The following is a 2,867-nucleotide window of genomic DNA, read 5'->3' on the forward strand; positions in this document are numbered from 1 at the left end:
GCTGCGTAATTAAAATCTCCCAAGTTTATGTGTACGGATTTGACGGCAGGGGTCAATAAAGGGGCGGCATAAAAAATAGCATTCGCAGTCGCAAGAGGCAGTGCTTGAAGAGACAGTACCATAAATATCACACCCAATAACCACACGTGACTACGAACAAAGTGCCATTTTATATTACTGAATAACTTGTTCTTTTTATTAATTAAGCAAAATGGCAACAGCATTAAAACCGCTGTGCATTGACGAAACAGGATAAATTGATATACCGCCGTCTCAGAGGGCAAGGCCTTTATCAAGGTGTCTGAGAAGACCGCAATGATATTTCCTAGTACCAATAGCGTCATGGCAAATGCAACACTCATCTTTGGCATTTTTAGCCTCCCCGCCCTATTCAGAATTCAGAAACTGTTAAAACCCCAATGGGTTCATGCTGATTTAACGATCTGTCAGGCAGTATATTCAAGTAAGAGTATGATGTATAATGATATAAAACATATTTAGTATTACCTGAGGTAATAATGGATTTACCACCGCTGCGTGCAATACAGTGCTTCGAGTCCGTTGCACGGCTTAACAGCTTTTCAAAAGCAGCAGAAAGCCTCAATGTGACACAAAGTGCCGTGAGTCACCAAATACGCATCCTTGAAGAGTATCTTGGGGAAGCAATGTTTTACAGGCAAGGCCGGACCTTTTCGTTGACAGAGGTTGGTGAGCGTTATTTCACAGATGTGAGTGGCGCATTGGGTCTACTTTCAGATAGTAGTCAGATTATTAAACATGGAAAACCTGGGCGTATACGCTTAGCTCTGTACAGTTCAGTCGCAGTGAATTGGTTGATTCCTCGACTAGAAGACTTCTATAGACAGTATCCAGAAATAGAACTTACTTTAGATATGGTTAATCATCCCTCTGATTATAATGAGCAAAGGGCCGATTGTTATATCACCGTCGATCCTCCTCCACATGCTTTCATCAGTAAGTTTTTATTTGCTGAAACTTTATATCCTGTTTGTGGTCAAAAGCTTTGGGAGAAAATAAGAGATAAACCCCTTCCTGACGCATTGTGGCGGCATCCAATATTGTCTGTGAGATATGCAGATACGAGCGAGAATACAGCGGAGGATTGGCTGCGATGGTGTAAGGCAGGCGGATTTGAATTACCAAGCGATATAAAGATAAATCATTTTAGTCATGTACTATTAGCGATAGAAGCCGCACGGTACAATCTGGGTATTACTCTTACCAATAATTATATGATGCAGGATGATGCTTATAAACAAAATATCGTTAGAGTTCCAATGCATGAATTTCTAACAGGGGATAACTTTTACTTCGTTTGCAAGGAATTAAGGAATAATCAGGATGATATTATTAAATTAAGCGAATGGCTAGAATCCCAATGTAATGATACCCACCGAGCAAATCAAAGCAACCGATAACATCTTATTTTGGCATACCGGAGGCGCGCCGGCGCTATTTGCCTACGCTGATGATTTAGATATACGTTAACGAAACTTGCACAGCGCGTAAAACCTTCTAAATTGAAAAACCACTGATGAGCTAGTATCTTTTGCCTAAAGATTCGGCTTAGCAGCAGTATTGTTCATTCTATTATAAAGGTTTTTTATGGGTCAAATCAGTGACTGGGTACTCTCTATCACGGCGAAGTTTGGCTACTTTGGCATTATCTTTGCCATGTTTGCCGAAAACGTCTTTCCGCCTATTCCCTCCGAGGTTATTATGCCTGCTGCTGGGTTTGCCGCCTCAAATGGTGAGCTTAATCTCATACTTGCCATACTAGCAGGGACGCTTGGCGCGGTACTTGGTGCGTTACCGCTGTACTATTTAGGCCGCGTGTTTAATGAAGATCGCTTGATAGCCTTAACCAAAAAATATGGCAAATTTGTTTTTGTAAAACCTGACGATATCAAAGCTACCAATGAGTGGTTCGATAAGCACGGTAAAAAAGCGGTATTCTTTGGTCGTATGGTGCCTGGTATCCGCTCGTTCATCTCGATTCCTGCCGGTATGAATAATATGCCGATGCTACCGTTTTTGGGGCTCTCCGCACTTGGTGCAAGCATTTGGACGACAGGTCTGACGTTCGCGGGTTACTATATGGGCCAAAACTACGAGGTTATTGAATCGACGCTCGCCCCTTACTCGACAGGTATTGGCATCCTTATCGTTGTCATTATTATTGGTTGGTTTGTAAAGCGGCGTTTATCTGATAAACACTAACAAACGCGCAGGCCGATAATCACTAAGTGCTAACGCCTTGATCTACTTGTCGATAGCGTCCAACCCTAAGCGCATCCAAGTAATCGCCTGCTCTTGATGCTCTGTCATCGCATTCCAAATACCGTCTTCGCTAAAGATAGAATGAGCCTCACCAGAGTACTTAATCGTGACATCAGCCTCACGATCTTGTATCCACTGCGGACTTAAATAATACTCTTGTACCTCAGACAGTAGCGCTTCTGCCTCTCTCCAATCTTGCTGCGCCTGTAATAATTTTGACTGTAGAGCAGACCAACGCTCAAATTTGTGTTGTATGTCTTGTGGATCAATGTCTTGTGGATTAATAGCTTCGCTCATCATATAACTCCTATTTATAGTTGCAAAAATCTCTTTAGAATTTCAAATCAGCTAATACCTTGTCTTTACCTGTGATAATTCAGGTGGTGTATCAAAAAGTATGCTGGAGTAATAAAAGAAGGGTGACAGCCGAAGCAAGATGATATATTTGAGGTTATGAAGACACAAATACAGATCAATTGCCCCGACTGTCACAGTCCCAGTTTAAAGAAAAACGGCAAAAAAAGCTATGGCAAGCAGAACTACCAGTGCAAGGACTGCAAACGTCA

4 protein-coding genes and 1 pseudogene are annotated in these 2,867 nt (G+C 42.0%); 3 read left to right on the top strand and 2 right to left on the bottom strand.

Annotated features, from left to right (window positions below):
• A pseudogene (locus EI164_RS15420) lies at positions 1 to 371 on the bottom strand (hypothetical protein); the annotation flags it as partial.
• A 147-nt stretch (positions 372 to 518) separates the two neighbouring features.
• Between EI164_RS15420 and EI164_RS15425 the strand changes: the two are divergent.
• Both EI164_RS15425 and EI164_RS15430 read left to right on the top strand, forming a co-directional pair.
• On the top strand, positions 519 to 1,439 hold the full coding sequence (locus EI164_RS15425) for a LysR substrate-binding domain-containing protein (RefSeq protein ID WP_087041102.1): 921 nt from the start codon (positions 519 to 521) through the stop codon (positions 1,437 to 1,439).
• A 187-nt stretch (positions 1,440 to 1,626) separates the two neighbouring features.
• Complete coding sequence (locus EI164_RS15430) at positions 1,627 to 2,241, top strand: DedA family protein (RefSeq protein ID WP_192520841.1); 615 nt, start codon at positions 1,627 to 1,629, stop codon at positions 2,239 to 2,241.
• A 42-nt stretch (positions 2,242 to 2,283) separates the two neighbouring features.
• Here the strand turns inward: EI164_RS15430 and EI164_RS15435 are convergent, their stop codons facing one another.
• On the bottom strand, positions 2,284 to 2,598 hold the full coding sequence (locus EI164_RS15435) for a DUF4298 domain-containing protein (protein ID WP_192520843.1): 315 nt from the start codon (positions 2,596 to 2,598) through the stop codon (positions 2,284 to 2,286).
• Positions 2,599 to 2,754: 156 nt separating this feature from the next.
• On the opposite strand from EI164_RS15435, the gene EI164_RS15440 reads away from it, so the two are divergent.
• Positions 2,755 to 2,867, top strand: a 113-nt coding sequence (locus EI164_RS15440) for an IS1 family transposase (RefSeq protein WP_192519804.1), incomplete at its 3' end; no start/stop codon positions are given.

The organism is Psychrobacter sp. FME13, assembly GCF_014861395.1.
In the GTDB taxonomy this organism is placed as follows: Bacteria; Pseudomonadota; Gammaproteobacteria; order Pseudomonadales; family Moraxellaceae; genus Psychrobacter.